At 41.4% G+C, this 17,904-nt stretch carries 16 protein-coding genes; 8 read left to right on the forward strand and 8 right to left on the reverse strand.

The features are described 5' to 3' along the window. Window positions 1-245: 245 nt before the first annotated feature. From chlP to CDG76_RS29090, 3 genes are all read left to right on the forward strand, one after another. Window positions 246-1,466 (forward strand): geranylgeranyl reductase, encoded by a 1,221-nt coding sequence (gene chlP / locus CDG76_RS29080; RefSeq protein ID WP_094352326.1) that lies wholly within the window; start codon window positions 246-248, stop codon window positions 1,464-1,466. Window positions 1,467-1,814: 348 nt separating this feature from the next. After that, window positions 1,815-3,182: a DUF3370 domain-containing protein gene (locus tag CDG76_RS29085; RefSeq protein ID WP_094352327.1), complete on the forward strand. Its 1,368-nt coding sequence runs from the start codon at window positions 1,815-1,817 to the stop codon at window positions 3,180-3,182. Window positions 3,183-3,380: 198 nt separating this feature from the next. After that, a complete protein-coding gene (locus CDG76_RS29090) occupies window positions 3,381-4,733 on the forward strand; it encodes a pentapeptide repeat-containing protein (protein WP_094352328.1) in 1,353 nt (450 codons plus the stop codon). 20 nt (window positions 4,734-4,753) lie between these two features. On the opposite strand, the gene CDG76_RS29095 is transcribed toward CDG76_RS29090, so the two are convergent. The 4 genes from CDG76_RS29095 to CDG76_RS29110 form a co-directional block, all read right to left on the reverse strand. Next, entirely contained in the window at window positions 4,754-5,389 is a 636-nt protein-coding gene (locus CDG76_RS29095) for a Uma2 family endonuclease (protein WP_094352329.1), read from the reverse strand. 305 nt (window positions 5,390-5,694) lie between these two features. Then, window positions 5,695-6,309 (reverse strand): Uma2 family endonuclease, encoded by a 615-nt coding sequence (locus CDG76_RS29100; RefSeq protein ID WP_190241019.1) that lies wholly within the window; start codon window positions 6,307-6,309, stop codon window positions 5,695-5,697. Window positions 6,310-6,365: 56 nt separating this feature from the next. Continuing rightward, complete coding sequence (map, locus tag CDG76_RS29105) at window positions 6,366-7,166, reverse strand: type I methionyl aminopeptidase (protein ID WP_094352331.1); 801 nt, start codon at window positions 7,164-7,166, stop codon at window positions 6,366-6,368. Beyond that, complete coding sequence (locus CDG76_RS29110) at window positions 7,166-8,182, reverse strand: Gfo/Idh/MocA family protein (protein WP_094352332.1); 1,017 nt, start codon at window positions 8,180-8,182, stop codon at window positions 7,166-7,168. The genes map and CDG76_RS29110 overlap by 1 nt, the downstream gene beginning before the upstream one ends. A 647-nt stretch (window positions 8,183-8,829) precedes the next feature. Here CDG76_RS29110 and CDG76_RS29115 point away from each other — a divergent pair. Next, a complete protein-coding gene (locus tag CDG76_RS29115; protein ID WP_094352333.1) occupies window positions 8,830-9,129 on the forward strand; it encodes a ferredoxin in 300 nt (99 codons plus the stop codon). A gap of 276 nt (window positions 9,130-9,405) precedes the next feature. Here the strand turns inward: CDG76_RS29115 and CDG76_RS29120 are convergent, their stop codons facing one another. Then, window positions 9,406-11,133, reverse strand: coding sequence for a SpoIID/LytB domain-containing protein (locus tag CDG76_RS29120; RefSeq protein WP_190241020.1), 1,728 nt, complete (start codon window positions 11,131-11,133; stop codon window positions 9,406-9,408). Between the two features lie 115 nt (window positions 11,134-11,248). On the opposite strand from CDG76_RS29120, the gene CDG76_RS29125 reads away from it, so the two are divergent. The 4 genes from CDG76_RS29125 (at window position 11,249) to CDG76_RS29140 (ending at window position 14,106) form a co-directional block, all read left to right on the forward strand. Beyond that, a complete protein-coding gene (locus CDG76_RS29125) occupies window positions 11,249-11,512 on the forward strand; it encodes a ParB N-terminal domain-containing protein (protein WP_094352334.1) in 264 nt (87 codons plus the stop codon). Between the two features lie 111 nt (window positions 11,513-11,623). Further along, the gene (locus CDG76_RS29130) at window positions 11,624-12,115 is read left to right on the forward strand and encodes a Dps family protein (RefSeq protein ID WP_094352335.1); all 492 of its coding nucleotides are present in this window, start codon (window positions 11,624-11,626) and stop codon (window positions 12,113-12,115) included. Window positions 12,116-12,285: 170 nt separating this feature from the next. Further along, entirely contained in the window at window positions 12,286-12,930 is a 645-nt protein-coding gene (gene grpE, locus CDG76_RS29135; protein ID WP_094352513.1) for a nucleotide exchange factor GrpE, read from the forward strand. An 849-nt stretch (window positions 12,931-13,779) separates the two neighbouring features. Continuing rightward, window positions 13,780-14,106, forward strand: coding sequence for an STAS domain-containing protein (locus CDG76_RS29140; RefSeq protein WP_094352336.1), 327 nt, complete (start codon window positions 13,780-13,782; stop codon window positions 14,104-14,106). Here the strand turns inward: CDG76_RS29140 and CDG76_RS29145 are convergent, their stop codons facing one another. The 3 genes from CDG76_RS29145 to CDG76_RS29155 form a co-directional block, all read right to left on the reverse strand. After that, on the reverse strand, window positions 14,107-15,243 hold the full coding sequence (locus tag CDG76_RS29145) for a PP2C family protein-serine/threonine phosphatase (protein ID WP_094352337.1): 1,137 nt from the start codon (window positions 15,241-15,243) through the stop codon (window positions 14,107-14,109). It lies immediately after the preceding gene. Window positions 15,244-15,622: 379 nt separating this feature from the next. Continuing rightward, window positions 15,623-16,390 carry a DUF1350 family protein gene (locus CDG76_RS29150; protein ID WP_094352338.1) on the reverse strand — a complete coding sequence of 256 codons (768 nt, stop codon included), beginning with the start codon at window positions 16,388-16,390 and terminating at the stop codon, window positions 15,623-15,625. 355 nt (window positions 16,391-16,745) lie between these two features. Further along, the gene (locus CDG76_RS29155) at window positions 16,746-17,465 is read right to left on the reverse strand and encodes a hypothetical protein (RefSeq protein WP_094352339.1); all 720 of its coding nucleotides are present in this window, start codon (window positions 17,463-17,465) and stop codon (window positions 16,746-16,748) included. Between the last annotated feature and the right edge of the window lie 439 nt (window positions 17,466-17,904).

A 17,904-nucleotide genomic window follows, 5' to 3' on the forward strand; every position in this document is an offset into this window, starting at 1 on the left:
TTAATATTCTTCATTCTTCCCAATACCTAATCCCCAATCCCTAATCCCTAATCCCCAATCCCCAACATGGATACTCTCACACTNGTCCCCAGTCCCCAGTCCCCAGTCCCCAGTCCCTCATCCAATTCGTATCGAAACATTAAGGAATATTGCATTTGTGCAGAAACCTGGAGGAAAAGCGCCAAATCACTAGAAAGACCGTGGTAGTATGCTCTCGGTAAATGTGAAGATTGGGAGAAAGACCTTTGACACTACGGGTTGCTGTTATTGGGTCAGGCCCTGCTGGTTCATCTGCCGCTGAAACACTGGCAGCCTCTGGGATTGAAACCTACCTGTTTGAGCGGAAGCTAGACAATGCAAAGCCTTGTGGGGGCGCAATTCCCCTGTGTATGGTGAGTGAATTTGACTTACCACCAGAGATTATCGATCGCCGGGTACGGAAGATGAAAATGATTTCGCCTTCCAATCGCGAGGTTGATATTAATCTGGTAAATGAAGATGAATATATAGGAATGTGCCGCCGGGAAGTGCTGGATGGCTTTTTGCGCGATCGCGCGGCAAAAGTCGGCGCAAATTTAATTAATGCAACTGTTCATAAACTCGATATACCAGGAAACAATACCGATCCCTATACCATTCATTACATTGACCACACAGATGGGATATCACAGGGTATTGCCAAAACTTTGAAGGTGGATCTAATTATTGGGGCCGATGGGGCTAATTCTCGCGTTGCTAAAGAAATGGACGCTGGGGATTACAATTATGCGATCGCCTTCCAAGAGCGAATTCGCTTACCCGAAGACAAAATGGCCTACTATAACGACCTCGCCGAAATGTATGTCGGTGATGACGTTTCTACTGACTTCTACGCTTGGGTTTTCCCCAAACATGACCACGTAGCTGTCGGTACTGGTACGATGCACATCAATAAGGCCAGCATCAAACAGTTACAAGCTGGTATCCGCGCCCGTGCTTCCGAGAAGTTGGCAGGCGGTAAAATCATCAAAGTAGAAGCCCACCCAATTCCCGAACATCCCCGTCCCCGTCGTGTTGTCGGTCGCATCGCCTTGGTGGGAGATGCTGCTGGTTATGTTACCAAGTCCTCTGGTGAAGGTATTTATTTTGCCGCTAAGTCTGGGCGGATGTGTGCCGAAACCATTGTCGAAACATCTAACAGTGGTAGCCGTATTCCTACAGAAGGCGACCTTAAGGTTTACCTGAAGCGTTGGGATAAAAGATACGGACTCACCTACAAGGTGTTGGACATTCTGCAAACCGTGTTCTATCGTTCCGATGCTACCCGTGAGGCGTTTGTGGAAATGTGTGATGATCTCGATGTGCAAAGGCTAACATTCGATAGCTATCTGTATAAGACGGTTGTCCCAGCTAATCCCATCACCCAATTGAAGATTACTGCCAAAACGATTGGTAGCCTAATTCGGGGTAATGCCCTTGCACCTTAATTGAGTGTGGAATTCTGTAAATTGCAACAATTGACACTTCCTGGTTCAATACTGTTCGGTTAATGCAAGAGACGCGATGAATCGCCGTCTCTACAATAATTAATATTTTGTAGAGACGGCGATTTATCGCGTCTTTGTGATGATTTATCGCATCTTTAGCGATCTAAAATTTTCATCAAAAAACCTTAACCAAACCGTATTGCTCCCCGGTCTAAAGACACGGGGATTTTAATTTCACCCTAGCCACTTGCTCAACTAGGCAACCTCCTCTAACTTGTCACGGGTCGCAGGAGGTATATATTAGGATGCTGTATTCTGAACTTCAGCGATAAATTGCTTTTTGAATAAATGCTTAATTTTATTTCCTATTTGTTTTTGGCTCAAGCATCGCCTTCTCCTCCACTTGCACCACAGGAAATCTTTGTTCCCCAACAAACAAGACCTTTAACAGGACATCTTGACGAAGTACCAGTATTTAACAGTAATAATCCAGAAGTAGTTAAGAGTGAAGGAATTCTGCTGTCTACATTTCCTCCTCAAGGCAAAAAAGTGCCCAGCGCACATCTGAACTTTCCATTTCAGGGAAGGTTTGATTTATTTTCTCACCATATTGCTAGAGCGATTGAGACGCCAAATGATTTGCGGACTCTTTATTTGGGAGTGATTGTTTACAATCCCAGCGATCGCCCTGCAACTGTCAATATATTGCAAGCAGCTAGTTATGTAAGTCAACCTGATGCACCTTTTGTCAAGCTTCCCCCCATGCTGTCAAATAATTCGGGAAACATTTATGCTGGGCCGGGCGATCGCGTGATGAATGATCTGCTGCGAGTCAAACGACAAGGATGGCCAGCCCAGTTGGTAATTCCACCAAAACAAAGCCGGATGTTAATGAATCATCCAATTCCAGTGCGGACTTTAACACCGCCATTGAATGGACGTTCTACTTTGTTACGTTTGTATAGCGATCGTCCTGTTTATATGGCGAACCTGGCCATGTTTGCTAAACCCAATCCCGATGGTAGTGAACGAGCGCCCACTTTAGAAGAATGGGATAATTTGTTAGAAAATGGTGATTTTGCAGGGCCCCGTGAACCTGCCCCCAGTCCTCCAGATAAACTTGCAGGGGCAACAGAAATTTACGGACGGGTAGCGGGGGTAGCTGTTGGCTCTCGTTGGCAAGCACAAGTTACCGACTCTAATAGTTCATACCTGACAATTCCCGAATCAGGGCAGGCTTTTTCTTACGGTTTAAGTACCCTTTTAGCAGGCAAAATGGGTACTGGACAAAACCAAACTGCTAAACTCGTAGCGCGTTATCCTGGTACTGCTTACGAAGCTCACGGCAACTACGGCATTGAATACAATATCTCTCTACCATTATTTAATAATACGGATAAGCTGCAAACTATAAATGTACTTTTTCAAACGCCTATTAAAGAAGATGAGTTAAGTAAACCAGGGCTGCGCTTTTTTTCACCATCCGCATCATCTGTCTTTTTCCGAGGCACAGTTCGTATTCGCTACAATGACGATAATGGCTTACCCAGAACCCAATATTGGCATTTAGTTCAACAACGAGGACAGATGGGAGAACCACTTGCACAATTAAAAATATCTCCTGGACAGCGCCGACTGGTAGAAGTGGATTTTCTCTACCCACCTGATGCTACGCCCCCTCAAATGCTGACAATTCAAACTGTAGACCAAACATAAGGCAGTCCCGATGAAACAAGTTTCAAAAGCCTTGAATGAAAGAATAACTAGGGACTGGGGACTGGTATTTTTACCTACTGAGTACTTTCAAGTCAGAGGGCAAGCGTTTCTCAATCTCAGGGAATATACGTCTTTGCTTTAGTGCAATTTCTGATAAAACAGATGTTGTTCTGAGTTTGCTGGGGCAAAATAGAAAACATGACGATTGAATCCAATTCCTCTAATCTACCAACCCCAGAACCAGGCCCCGAAAACGATTCGCAACCAAATGACTTTGACGGTGGTGCAGCTGAGAAGAACCTAAACTCAGAAGCACTAGCGACACAACAAGCACTAGCGGCGATCGCATCTTTAAAATCTCCGCAACATACAACTGCTTTACAACAAGCCCGTTCTGACTTCAAGCAACCCATTGCCAAGCAATTCACAGTTAAGCCGAGGGCATTGCTGATTATTTTAATAGCGATCGCCATCACCCTCGTTGGAGTTATCCTCAATAACTGGATCGTTGGTATTATCGGAACACTGATAACCTTGCTGTTATCCCTGGCGATATTATTGCCTTGGTTCCAAGAAGTTTTAGACGAGTGGTTTTCACCCCAAGAACGTACCCTATTTGTAGCCTTTTTGGGACTAATAGTAGCCATCATCGGCTTGATTAGATTCACAGGTGTAGGCGATCGCTTGCTTGTTTTGGGACGCAAAATTAACTGGGACATTGCTGGAACCCTAGCAGATTGGTTTGGCGCTTTGGGGCAAATTCTCATCGCTATCATTGCCGTTTACGTAGCATGGCGACAATATGTCATTTCCAAAGACTTGACAATTCAGCAAAACCTGCTGACAGTTCAGCAAAACATTATCACCCAGCAACAGACGATTGATTCCTATTTCCAAGGCGTTTCCGACTTAGTATTAGATGAAGAAGGATTATTAGAAGATTGGCCCCAAGAAAGAGCGATCGCGGAAGGACGCACTGCGGCAATTTTAAGTAGTGTCGATGGTAGTGGGAAAGCGAAAATTCTCCGTTTTTTGTCACGTTCCAAGTTGCTCTCACCCCTACAACGCGATGGCCGATTAGGTCGAGCCATTCTTGACGGGAGTGGCGGATATGCAGAAGACCGCCTTGAAGGTGTGCGCGTCATCGATTTAGGCGTAATGCTAGCCGGCGCAGACCTTTCTGGCACTGATTTGCGTTGGACTGATTTGAGCGAAGCTAATCTTGTCCGCGCTAATCTGGTCGGTTGTGACTTAGTAAAAGCTAACCTTTCTCGTACAATTTTATATAATGCTAATCTCAGTGGTGCTGACCTGAACGGGATTCGCCTATTCTACGGTGTACTGGAAAAAGCATCACCCCGCAGTCGGACTGAACGACCAGATTATGAAATCGGCGAACACACTGGCGCTGTGGTGGAAAATGCCGATTTTACGAATGTGCAGCGGATGTCTGAGTCTGCGCGTTGCTACTGTTGCACTTGGGGTGGCGAAAAAACCAGAGGTACTATTCCTGGTGGTTGTGAAGGCATTCCCAATAAGTTGGGAAGATAACTATAAGACTAGATAAAAAATTAGTTAGCCGCATTAAAAATCTGCTGTGCAGTTAAATTTAATTGGGGAAAGATAGGTGATGAAATCGCGGTGTTACCTTGAAACGCTGTCATTTGATATTCACCATCAACTAATTCACATACAAAAATAGTGGGTTGTTTGGGATTGCCGATGAACTTTCTTGCACCCAATGCAGCATAATCAGCAATCCAATATTCGGGAATGCCCATTTCTTCTCTTCGAGACGCTACGCGAGCATAATCCCTAAGTTTATTGTAGTAATCATCTCGCCAGTTGGTTGAAACAACTTCAATAACTATTGGAACCGATGCTGCTTGGCTTACTGTTGACTGTTTTTTAAAAAGCGGTTCATTGTCGAGATTATCAAGATTTAGCAGCAACACATCAGGCGAATAAGCGGATTCGGCAGAAGGAGTTTTGACCAATGCAGTTTTGGGGATTCCATAGGGTAAATTAAGACGATCAAACTCTACGGTTAATTTCCGCGACAAAAACGCAATAACTTTCTCATGTTCTCCGGTTGGAGGTGGCATTTCAATAATTACTCCTTTGTGCAACTCATAGCGTTTTCCATCGTTGGGATACCATTCGATAAATTCATTGAAGGTGAGTAATTTGGGCAACGCTTGAGTCATAATCTTACCTCCATATATGTTTTACTTTATCATGCAATAAATGTTGATTAGGATTACAAATATATTAAATGGCTTTATGTAAATTCTTGGGGGTTGCCTAAATTCAATCAACGACTGTCCAAATTCAATCAACGACTGCCCGAATTCAATATAGGAACTTAGTACACGTCACCCTAAAAAAGGATCGAAATTTAATTTTTTGTAGGTTGGGTTGAGGAAGGAAACCCAACAAGCGCGGAAACGTTGGGTTTCGCTCCGCTTAACCCAACCTACAGTTAGTATTTCTAATTCCCCAATCTCAAACTCTAGCGACCCGCAACAAATATCTGTTCTGCGGTCAAATTCAGGTGTGGAAATGTTTGGGAGATGAGGCGTTCTGTTCCCCTAAACTGTTGTCCTTGATAAGTTCCATTGATTAACTGATAAATCGTGATTACAGGTTGCTTGGATAAACCGATGTAGCGTTTGCCTCCTAGCCCTAGATAATCTGCGATCCAATACTCCCCAATACCTAAAGCTTCGTAGTCTTCCACTTTCCGGGCATAGTCATTCTGCCAATTGGTACTCACAACCTCCACGACCAATTTAACAGATTTGCCTAGTGTAATCACTGGCTCAGTTTTCCATAATGGCTCATTCGCCAAACCCATCTGATCAAGAATCACAATATCGGGTCTAAAGGCTGAATTTTGACCTAATGGTTTAATCAGGCATTTCATGGGAATAAACCAAGGCAAGTTGAGCAGATCAATTGCGACGTTGAGCTTACGATTAATTAACCCAGCTACCTGTTCATCAAGTCCACTGGGTTCCAAGTCGATTAGTTCTCCATCAATTAACTCGTAGCGTACATCATCCAGATAGCCAGCAACGAATGCCTCAGAGCTAAGATTGCTTATATTAATAGTGGCTGAAACCATCAAGATTTGTCCTTCCAGGTTCAGAACTAGAGCAGGTATTGCTGCTCTTAATTATTCTAACTAGCTGTTTTATCTAGGTTCCAGTAATTCACACCTTCAGGAAGGGTGAGGATTTCAACGCCGTCTTCAGTTACAGCTAAGGTATGCTCGCATTGAGCAGAAAGCTTGCGATCGCGCGTTACCGCAGTCCATTTATCGCTGAGAACTTCGACTTCGTAAGTACCTTCGTTAATCATTGGCTCAATAGTAAAAACCATCCCCGGTCTCAGGCGCTTGCCTTTACCGCGAGTACCATAATGGGGAACATCCGGCGCAGTATGGAAAATATTACTGATACCGTGTCCAACAAAATCTCGCACTACAGAAAAGCCTTGCCCTTCAGCATACTCTTGAATGGCTGCACCAATATCGCCAATGCGTGCCCCAGGTTTAACTTCAGCAATACCCAGACGCAGACACTCTTCTGTCACCTCTACCAGCTTTCTCGTTTTTGGAGAAGGAGTACCAACAAAGAATGTCTTGGATGTATCGCCGTGATAACCTTCAACAATGGGCGTGACATCAATATTAATGATGTCACCTTCATTAAGAATTTGCTTGGCATTGGGAATGCCGTGACAAATTACCTCATTTACACTGGTGCAAATCGATTTAGGATAACCCTTATAGCCAAGAGGTGCGCTTTTTGCTCCATGCGCTTGCGTCCAACGTTCGGCTTCATCATTTAGTTCGAGAGTGCTAACCCCTGGTTTCACAAAGGGTTCTAGATGCTGGAGGAGTTTAGCTGCTAAACGCCCAGCTTGACGCATTTTCTCTATTTCTCGTTGGGATAAAATAACAATTAGTTCAGTTTTCATTAACTTTTATCTAAAGTATCTTTCATAAACATAGTTAACCCAGTCTGTGCAGCTCTTTGTGCAGTATCAGCAACCTTGAGGGTATACAAGCTCTCCTCTGGGGTAACGTACAAAGGAGTCCCGTCAAAAAGATGGTCTAACACCATACTCGTATCTTTGGCGAACAAACCCCGGCGAGGCCCAACCTCTATAGGTGTTGTTTCCCCTGGCTGGACGAATATTCCGGTGTCGCCATCAAAAATTAAACCACCTTTTTCACCGTGAACTTCAAACTTGCGTTCTGATTGCCAAATACTTTCGCCTTTGCCATAAACTACTTGGGCTAGAAGTCCACTGTTAAAGGACAGTTCACTAGTGCAGAAACAAGTTCGGTAGTATTCCGGTTCTATTTCCCAATATCGCTGGTGACAGTTAACAGTAAATACTGTACCAAATAAATCGATGAGGCGATGTAGGCGAGACAGGGCACCAATTAAGGGAAAGCCAAAAAACTCGTGGTTATAAGTCCATTTGCGGGGTGCAGGATTCTGGGGATTGATGGTGCTGTAGCGAACATAAAACACTTCACCAACTTTGTCTAAGTTTTGCTTCAAAGCTTGATGCAAACCACCCAAAAGTTCCAGATGTTCAACGTGTAGGAGTTTTTGTTGTGCTTTGGCTAAGGCAATTAGTTCCTCAGCTTCAAATACATCCAACGAAAGAGGATACTCTACAATTACATGTTTGCCGTTGGTAAGTGCTGCACGAGCGATCGCACCATGATCTCGATTAATAGTTGATATCGCTACTAGGTCTATATCTTCACGCTCTACTAGCTCTTGCCAAGTATTCAAGACTTCAATTTGGTACTCTCTAGCAAAGGTTTCGGTTTTTTCTCTTGTATGACCAACAACTGCGACTATGTGCGATCGCTCATCATGGAACAATGCCTCAGCCCGAAACTTTGCTGCATACCCAGTACCTACCAAACCTACACGCACTTTTGCTTTTTCCAAAGCTGCTTCTGAATTATACATGATCCTCATTAGTTCTGTTCTCGATCTTCCCACGCTTCTAGTGGTGAGATTCTCTCTTCATGGGGTTCACCAGTCTAGACTCTACAACATTCGTCCTACCCCCTCAAGGGCAAGTAAGACTTTATTTGCAGCTAGATAGAATTACGTGTACTTAAAAAGGAAGACTTCAAAAGAAAAGCCCCTTTTTTACCCATAATGTTAGAAATTTGTCAATACAATGAACTAAAAAATGGCAAAAGAAAAATTACATCTCTACTGTACTGTTATGTTTCTTTCATTTATAACGGGCGCGTTTAATTCAGATTAGAAAATGAAACAGCCCTACTTTTTAAAGGAGTTGGGGAATCTCTTCTACGTAAGTCCTACAAAATCTCGGTAACATTAACCTTACTCATGTTTCCTTCTAGGGTATATAAGTTTTTCTAATCACAACCTGACTAGGGTAGAAAATAATATAAAGAAAACTTATCGGGATTAAGTAACTAAATTTCATTACTAATCGGGTTCAATTTCCAGTTACATCGTTTAATTTTTCTCGTAGTATCAGAATTGAAGCAAATTTAAACCAGCGGCTAATTCCACAGAACAGCCGTGACCTTTGCCTTAAGATAACTTATACTGCCGTTTACAAAAGAGAGGATTACTCAATGCCAACTTATAAAGTGACACTACTCAACGAAGCCGAAGGTCTGAACCAAACACTTGACGTTGATGATGATGTCTATATTCTAGATGCTGCCGAAGAAGCTGGTCTTGACTTGCCCTACTCTTGTCGCGCTGGTGCTTGCTCGACCTGTGCAGGTAAAATCACCAAGGGTACTGTCGATCAGGGCGATCAGTCATTCTTAGATGATGAACAAATAGAAAAGGGATATGTACTGACTTGTGTTGCTTATCCAACCTCTGACGTAACAATCGAAACTCACAAAGAAGAAGACCTTTACTAAGAGTTAAGCAACTCAAACATGAACCTCTTGCAAGAGTTACTAATGTCGACAAAATAGAAGCAAAATATCTAGAGTTAACACCCTTGCAATGCAATTCCGTGTGTACCTCTGAAGGCGACTTTGACAAAAAGTCTAATTTTATGTTGGGCAGGAACACAGTAAATCTTGTGTTCCTGCTTAATTTTTTAAGTATGGAGTTTCCTATCTATTCTATAATTTGGGCCTTTTCTTAACTCCCGACTCCCAGCTCACAGATACAACTTGAATGCCAATAGCTCAAAGCTTAATCTCTTTGTTGAGAATTTGAATCTGAGTACCAGGATAATAAAATTGGAGAATTTTTGGACTTGACCAACCTAGTTTCGCTAAATTCTGAGCGCCAGTTTGACTCAAGCCGACTCCATGTCCTAATCCACCACCAACAAAAGCGTATCCCCAGAGTTCCGATTTGCCTTTGTTCAGAGGTTCGATGTAAAAAAGCGTACTTGTAGGGGCTGCAAAAGCACTGCGAACTTCGTCTTTGTGCAAAATAAAGGTGCTGCGATCGGTTTTAACTGCAAGTTCAAGGATACGTCCACTCTGGCTTCGCTCCACTACTGCCATAGCCTGAATTGTTTTAAATTTGGCATGGGGACTGTTTTTCACCTGTAAAAATTTCTGCAAGTCCTTGATAATATCCTTTAAAGGGGTTTCCTTATGCCAACGAAACATATCCCACTTGCTTTCATTAAATCCTTGTTGCGTATTAATAAATTTCTGGAAATTCTTTTCATCTGCTAAACTCTGCTTAGACAAGTCCCAAAAATTATTCGGAGCATCCAGTACAGGGCGCAGATAGGGACGATCGTCGCCATTCCAGACATCGCTAAAGGAAGCAGTGACGCCACCAGTGGTAGAAGAATACAGGGCGTCTACGAGTTCATTTTTATAAGTTAGTATTTTACCCCTAGTTGAGGCGATCGCTTGGTCTGTTTTGGCAGCTGCTCCCTTCAACCCATAATAAACTTGGCAGTGAGTATCAGCACACAACTGATAGTTATCTGCGGCAAACCTACGTAAATTTCTCAAGGCATAAGTCCGAGCGAGAATTGCCTGAGCTTCTAGCGCCGCTTTTGGTGCATCTGTTCCTATTTCGTAAGGTACAACCCCACGCAAATAAGTTTCTAAAGGTACTTGGTTAACGAGAGTGTATGTGCCATAAGCGTTTGGCTGCAAATTCATTCGACCGGCATAAAGACGAGCAAACTCTTGTTTTTCGCTTTTATTTACCCGAATCAAGTTTTTATCAGTGCTAATTTCCAAGTCATTGGGGCTATAGCGATTACCATCCACCACCCAACTCACTCGCGGCACTTTTTTCAAGACTTTAGTATCAAGATATACTTTTTCTTGTGTAGAAGCTTGGATGTTTTGTAATAACAAGCGTCGCAGTAAAGGAGTACTGTAAACATCTCGTTTTGCCCAAACCTGCCAACGTTCTGGCTGGGCTATTTCTACTTCCATTCCCTGAGAACGCCATTTATTAGCACTGTCTTCCGCAGTTTCAAAAGTGCGGTATGTGCCCAAAACTACTACTTCTTCGACTGCTGGCTGGGGTAAAGCTTGCATGACTGTTTCTAGCTTTACAGGATTCTTAGTAAACAGGATTTGCTGCTTATTGCCCGCTTGAAATTTTAACCTTAAGCGATCGCCTTTTATGGGTTCCAGTTGCAGCTTGGCTGTGGCTTCGGCGCCAAATCGCTGCACAATTCCAATTTTCAGTTCTATATCCTGGATGTTGCTCTCAGGCCCTGATGCAGCAGTCAGTCCCAATAGACAAAATGTTGTCAGCACAGTGTGGGGAAAACGCCAAAACGAAAATTTCATGGCTACCTGATAGCGTTCGCGTAGCGTCTCCAAGAGTTGCGATCGTGAGTAATCTCTCGTAGAGAGGGTCTTCTGCCCCTTAATGAGTCGTTGGAGCTGATTTTCCAATTGCTTTGTAGCGCGGTTTTTTTGTCGCATGAATGCTCCAATGATACCATTACCAATTTTGCCCTAAATACTAGTTGCAAAACGAAGTCATAATGACTATGATTTATTTAGAGACAAAAAACAGAACTAGTTGGATAAACTCTTTATGGTTAAAGTCCAAGAAATTCCATTAAATCAGATAAAACGGCCATTGCCCCGTACAAACGATCCAAATAAAGTCCAAGCCTTAATGGAATCGATTGCGGCGATTGGGCAGCAAGAACCTATTGATGTTCTAGAAGTAGATGGACAATATTATGGCTTTTCTGGTTGCCATCGGTATGAAGCTTGCCAGCGTTTAGGCAAAGAAACCGTTTTAGCAAGAGTCCGTAAAGCACCCCGTAGCGTTTTGAAGATGCACTTAGCATAGACAATGGGGAGTGGGGACTAGGAATCAAGGGCTTAATTTTCTTGCCAATCCCCAATGCCCCATTCCGAATTTCCAATCCCCAATTACATATAACCTAATTAGGAGAAAATTATGTCATCAAAAGTAACAGTCAAAAATGTAAATATCGGCATTGACGAGGCGAGTAGGGCTAAAATTGCCGACGGTTTATCTCACCTGTTGGCTGACACTTATACACTGTATCTGAAAACTCATAACTTTCATTGGAATGTAACGGGGCCGATGTTTCAAACATTGCATTTGATGTTTGAGACCCAGTATACAGAATTAGCGTTAGCAGTTGATTTAATAGCCGAGAGAATTAGAGCACTTGGCTATCCTGCACCAGGAACCTACAGCGAATACGCCAAACTGAGTTCGATTCCAGAAACTCCTGGAGTTCCTAAAGCTGTGGAAATGATCAGCTTGTTAGTGGAAGGACAAGAAGCCGTAGTCAGAACTGCACGATCTATTTTTCCCGTGATAGAGGAAGTTAACGACGAACCTACCGCCGATTTATTGACTCAACGGATGCAAGTACACGAAAAGACAGCTTGGATGTTGAGAAGTTTACTGGAAGAATAGGAATTAGGGACTGGGGACTAGGGGCTGGGGACTGGGGACTAGGGACTGGGTACTAACAAATAAAGACTTAATTTTTTTGCCAGCCAGTCACCAATCCCCAGTCACCAATCCCCAGTCACCAATCCCCAATCCCCAATCCCCAGTCCCCAATCTCCAATCCCCAATCTCCAATGCCCCATACTCAAAAGTTGCAAGATTTAATGCAGCAGCTAAGTATTTCTAGTTTTAAAGGGCTGAGTCGCGCTGCTGGCGTCTCAGAGCGTCAAATTTTGCGATTACGCCAGGGAAAGCTAGAGCAGATGCGGGTAGATGTACTGCTCAAGCTGTCGTCAGTGCTACAGATGCCATTGAATGAATTGATCGCAACTTTTTCAACCGTAGAGTTATTACAAGAGAAAACAGCGCCAACTCAGGAATTGTTACAAGAAATTACAAATTTAAGAAAAGAGTACGATCGCTCTCAACTTCAATTAGAACAACAGCGAGAAATATTACTGCAAGAACTCCAGCAGTCTAGCTTGCAACTGCTGGAGTCTTTATTATTGCAATGGCCAACAGCAGCAAAGACAGCGCAGGAGAATCCCCAGCTAGCAGCTGTCAAAATAGTACCGTTGGTGCAGAAACCCCTGGAAAAGCTTTTACTGGCGTGGGGAGTGGAAGCGATCGCACCTGTGGGAGCAGAATTACCTTACGATCCCCAACTGCACCAATTGCTGGAGGGAACTGCACAACCTGGAGAAACAGTCAAAGTACGCTACACTGGCTACCTTCAAGGTGAGAAGCTGCTTCACAGAGCCAAAGTGAGTCCTGTTTGAGAGAGTGAGGAGTTGGGAGTAACAAATTCACAATTCTTTACTTTTTGTCTTGTCTGTCGAGAAATGACAGATATTGGGAATACTAAAATAGCAGAGGCGATCGCCTTCAGAAAACTTCTTTTAAAGCCTTAGTGTCGGTTCTAGCTTGCTTGGCGCTGTTGAAACCTAATTTTTTGGCTCTAGAGCGGTAGTCCAGAGGTAAATTATTTCAATTATGTAAGTAATTGGACATAAATAAATATAGATCCTAGTTACCATCATAAGTACTCAGGGAGGAAAAGCTACTGCTAGACTCGGTTTAGCTATGTGTAGGCGTAGCCCGCCGTAAGCATTGCTGCAAGTAGTTGAATTATGAATTGTTTAATGGTAATTATTATCATGAGATTTATTAGAGAATCTCAGTTTTGCAAAAATTTTTGGTAAATAATCTGAAAAGCAATAACTTCAGCTTCTATGTAAGTATATATCTAAATCCATGAGATACAAGTGAGTCGGCGTTAAAAAATTAACATACATGACAAAACATCAAATCAACGAACCGCTTATAAATTCGTCATTACAACATTTTTACAAAACTAAATATACCAGTTGTTTATCATGCCAACGGACTTAGCTTGTTTATTTATAATTGGTCTATTTCTAGTAAGAAAACTATACTGAATTAAGCTAATGATTTGTTTTGATTACAAAAAAAATAGATTCAAAATTTTATAATTAATCTTTATCTATCCTGATTAATTATTAATAGTTACTCAATAGATAATTTTAAATTTTATTTTACAAGCATTTTTAAATGTTCTATAATGGCGAAATCAGAGAATTATTTACACAAATCAGAGTGACATAATGATGAGAGAACAAGTAAAAGTTATTAAGCTTAGTGGTAATTTGAACGCCACAACTTCACAAGACTTTCGCCAAAATATCACTGATATTCTAGAAGTTGGTGCAAAAATTGTCTTAGTTGATTTTAAAGATGTAACCTTTATGGATAGTTCGGGTTTGGGAGCTTTAGTATTAGCTTTTAAAACCTTGCGTGCAGCCGATACTAAGCTTGTTCTCTGCTCAATTAATGAGCAAGTCAGGATATTATTTGAACTGACTAATATGGATAAAGTATTTGAAATCTTTCCTAGTCAAGATGCCTTTAATCAGGTTTTAGTCTCTAATACGTAATTAATCAAACTTCATTTGCAAAATAGATAAATCATCATCAAAAGCATCTTTGGAGTTCAGAGCGATTAAATAACTTAGTACGCGATCGAGTTGGTTATCAACAGGATCTTGTAGGCTAACTAGGAGTTGAATAAAAGCATCCAAACTCCAAAGTGTGCCGTCTGATTTAGTTATTTCATAAGCGCCATCACTAAAAATATAAAGGGTAGTGGATTTTTCAATATTGCAAAATCCATCAAGATATTTTGCCTCTGGAAACATGCCAACTGGCATACCAGGGGTTTTTAATAGTTGAACTTCAGATTTTCTTGGAGATGTGCCGGTTACTAAAACTGCTGGTGGATGACCTGCGCTAGCATAAATTAGCTGGCGATTGATTCGATTGTAAACTCCGTACCAAATCGTAAAGTATTTATCATTTTGATAATTCATCTGAAAAGTGTCATTTAAAGCCTTTAATACATCACTAGGTTGATAGTAATCAAGACCTTTGAGCGCACGAGAACGCAGTAGATTCAGCACTGAAACAGAGGGAAGAGTAGCTTTGAGTCCATGTCCGGCGGTATCGAGTAAATAAATTGCCAGATAGTCATCATCGAGCCAATAGTAATCGAAACAGTCACCGCCGAGTTGTCGCGAGGGAATGAATCGGAAATTTATATTGAAGGGTTCGGTCATGGAAAAAGGTAGCAGCGATCGCACATATTCTGCTGCTTCTGACATTTCTGATTCTAGAAGCAACTTTTGAGCCTGCAAATCTCTACTCAACTGATGCAGGCGTAATCCTGCTCTTACTCGTGCTTGTAATTCATTATGCTCAATAGGTTTAGATATAAAATCATCAGCACCAGCATCTAGACCTTTGACGCAATCAGCAACGGAATCTAAGGATGTTAATAAAATAAAGAATGTGGTGAAAAATTTGGGGTCTGTCTTAATGCGGTGGCAAACTTCCAGACCAGTCAACCCCGGCATAATCCAATCACAAATAATTAGTGCTGGATTATAAGCTAGTGCCTTTTCTATTCCTTCCTCGCCGCTACTGGCAGTAACTACTTCATAACCCTGTTTTTCTAACATCCTTTTCAGGAGTGTTTTTATTGAATGGTCATCATCAATTATTAGTATTTGAAACATATAAATTTTTTGAAAACACTCATTAATAATTTTTTGTCAAAATAGAAAATAAAAATATGATATGAGCTAGTAGTATCAATACAGAAATGCTGCTATAGCGCTTATCGTACCCTGCGGGTACTCCTTATCCCTTGGCGTTAGCCTCTCCCTTTGGGAGAAGGGGAGACGCTAGCGCGAACAGAGAACTCGTAAAGTAGCCGCTCGCGTCTATGTATGCAATAGACTTTGACTACTCTCTCTTTTTAAGAGAGAGTACCCTACGTTGTAGCCACAGGCGTAAGGAGTTGAGGGTTTGGTCTTTATTAGACTCAAATGAGAAGCACTATAACTCATTTCTATTTACTCATGGAATTTACGACTGTTTAACAGTCATAAAATATTATGGCGCTCCTAAAGGATTTAGCCATAAAAGAATGTTACTTTTTAACTGGTTTAAGTCGCGGTATGCTTCTTGCTTGAACCATTGTCCTAAAGCATCAAAGGGGGTAAAAGATGTTCCCGTTTGCCATTTAATATCTTGACCTAAAGGTGTTGTATGATTTCCTGGTAAAGTTTGCGCTGTCACCATCTCATCAAAACGTTCTTGTAAGATTTTGGTTAAAGCTGCCGATTGATCGATGGTGTCATTACTAAATTTTATTAATAAATTGCGCCGGATATTGTAAGATTCTTGGACAAGTTTGTTAGTTTCCAACGGCGAAGGGGTAAACTCGATTTTAAAAGTAGAATTGAATTGTTCTACTAGAGGGATAGCTTCTTTCGCGGCGTAGTTGTTGAAGGATATTAAAATATTGCCTGCACGTTCTACTTTAAAAAGGCTACCAATCAGCAAGTGGAGTTTACAGCCCATACTGTGTCCAACGCCGTAGATGGGAAAGTAAAGCTTGCGTAATGCCCCAGAATCATGCAATCGTTCGAGGGTGCGGTCAAAGTTTAACAGCACGGATTTTGCGATCGCAGTATGATCCAATGTATTGACGAAAGGCGTAGCAATTACAACATAGCCTTTACTTGCCAGTTGTTCGAGTAACCAGCGATAAGTGATGTGCGGTGCAGTGGCGACAAATGCACCTCCTAAAAAATGAACGATACCTATGGGATTTCGGGGAATGATTACCCAGTTTCCTCTAATTTCTTTCCAGTCCATGCGGATAAGCGATCGCTTTACGATTATTCTTTATGTTAGACCGAGGATTGCAACCGTGGGAAAGATTATGGAAAAAAGCCATTGAGAATATTGACTAGTACCGCAAGGCGGAATTAAAAATTAAAAATTAATACAGTATAAGCGTTTCGTTGATTTGGAATGGTTGGTTTATTTCCGCCGTGTTGTACTAGTAGATTGGATTAGTAGATTGGATTAGTAGATTGGAAGCCAACTTACCCAGCAACCTCTATGGATTTATCAGCAGCATCTACGCTTTCTCTAACTCTTACTGAGTACCGAGCGAATTTACGAGTGCTTTCTACATTCCCATTACAAAACTTAATTACGAATTATCTTAACGTTGAGTCTGTAATCTTTTCATTTCGTATTGCACATCTAATGCAATTTGTAATGCTTCATTGAGTAACCTTCCATGCTCAGTAGCCTCCTCTGTTACTTGCATAGCTGTTAAAGTTGCTAAATTGTTGACGAATAGTTCTGTATTACTCAGGATAAAATTCTTATTCTCTCTCAAAATCCTTTCTGTCTTTAAAGCGCGAACTAAATCAGCTTTGGTGAGTTTAAGTGCTTCAATTACATCCTCTCTTTCCTTTATAATCACTTCTGGATTACCAGCTTCTTCTATTTGGTCATTGATATCTATAACTCTAATAACAGTATTATATCTATTAACCTCATTTAATAGGATTTGCAGAGATTTTGTCATATTAGCTTTAACAAGCTTACTTCTAGTTTTCCAGATAAAATATAAGATGCTTTGCGTCAAACCACCAAGCCACAGACCTAAGACAATTAATAATATCCAAGATGGAATTGTTATCCACGTAACAAAAATTTTAATAATTATATCAAATAAAATATAGACAAAAACAAATGTAGAAAATCCAATAAAAACTACAGTTGCTCCTTCAGAGCTTTTAAGTTTTTGTATATATATATTGGCTAATCTCTTGAGAGGATTTGTAATGATTAAAAGTTCCCCGTTGACAGGTAAATTAGTCAGCTTTTGCAGATCGTTCTGACTAATTTCCAAGCCCTGTAAATCATCCCGCACAGCTTTTAAACCCTTGCCAGAATAGTTATTTAATCTAATATAGCAATCAAATTTCTAGAATGCTGGCATTTTGTCTAAACTTTTTCGTGCAAGTTAATACTTATAAGCAATGTCAAGATTTTTGTACAATAGGATACTATTTTGCCAAGATAACTATTTACAGCAGAATTCAGAATATAGAATGAGCTACGCCCGGCGGCGATAACAGGAGTAAAACACTCTTTATACCTGGGTAGGAGACTTAGGTTGTGTACCTCACCAACTTGAAATCTGCTGTCTACTATAGCAATCCTAAATCATTCGTGAGAAACAAGATTCTCGACTTATTTAATAAATCGGGGATCTACGGGTTGCAATTCTCACAAAATAAATCGGATTGCTATGTAATAGTCAGGATAAAAAACAAATTAATTGCCTGTAAATAGATCGCAAGGCAACA

The sequence above is a fragment of the Nostoc sp. 'Peltigera membranacea cyanobiont' 210A genome (genome assembly GCF_002246015.1).
In the GTDB taxonomy this organism is placed as follows: Bacteria; Cyanobacteriota; Cyanobacteriia; order Cyanobacteriales; family Nostocaceae; genus Nostoc.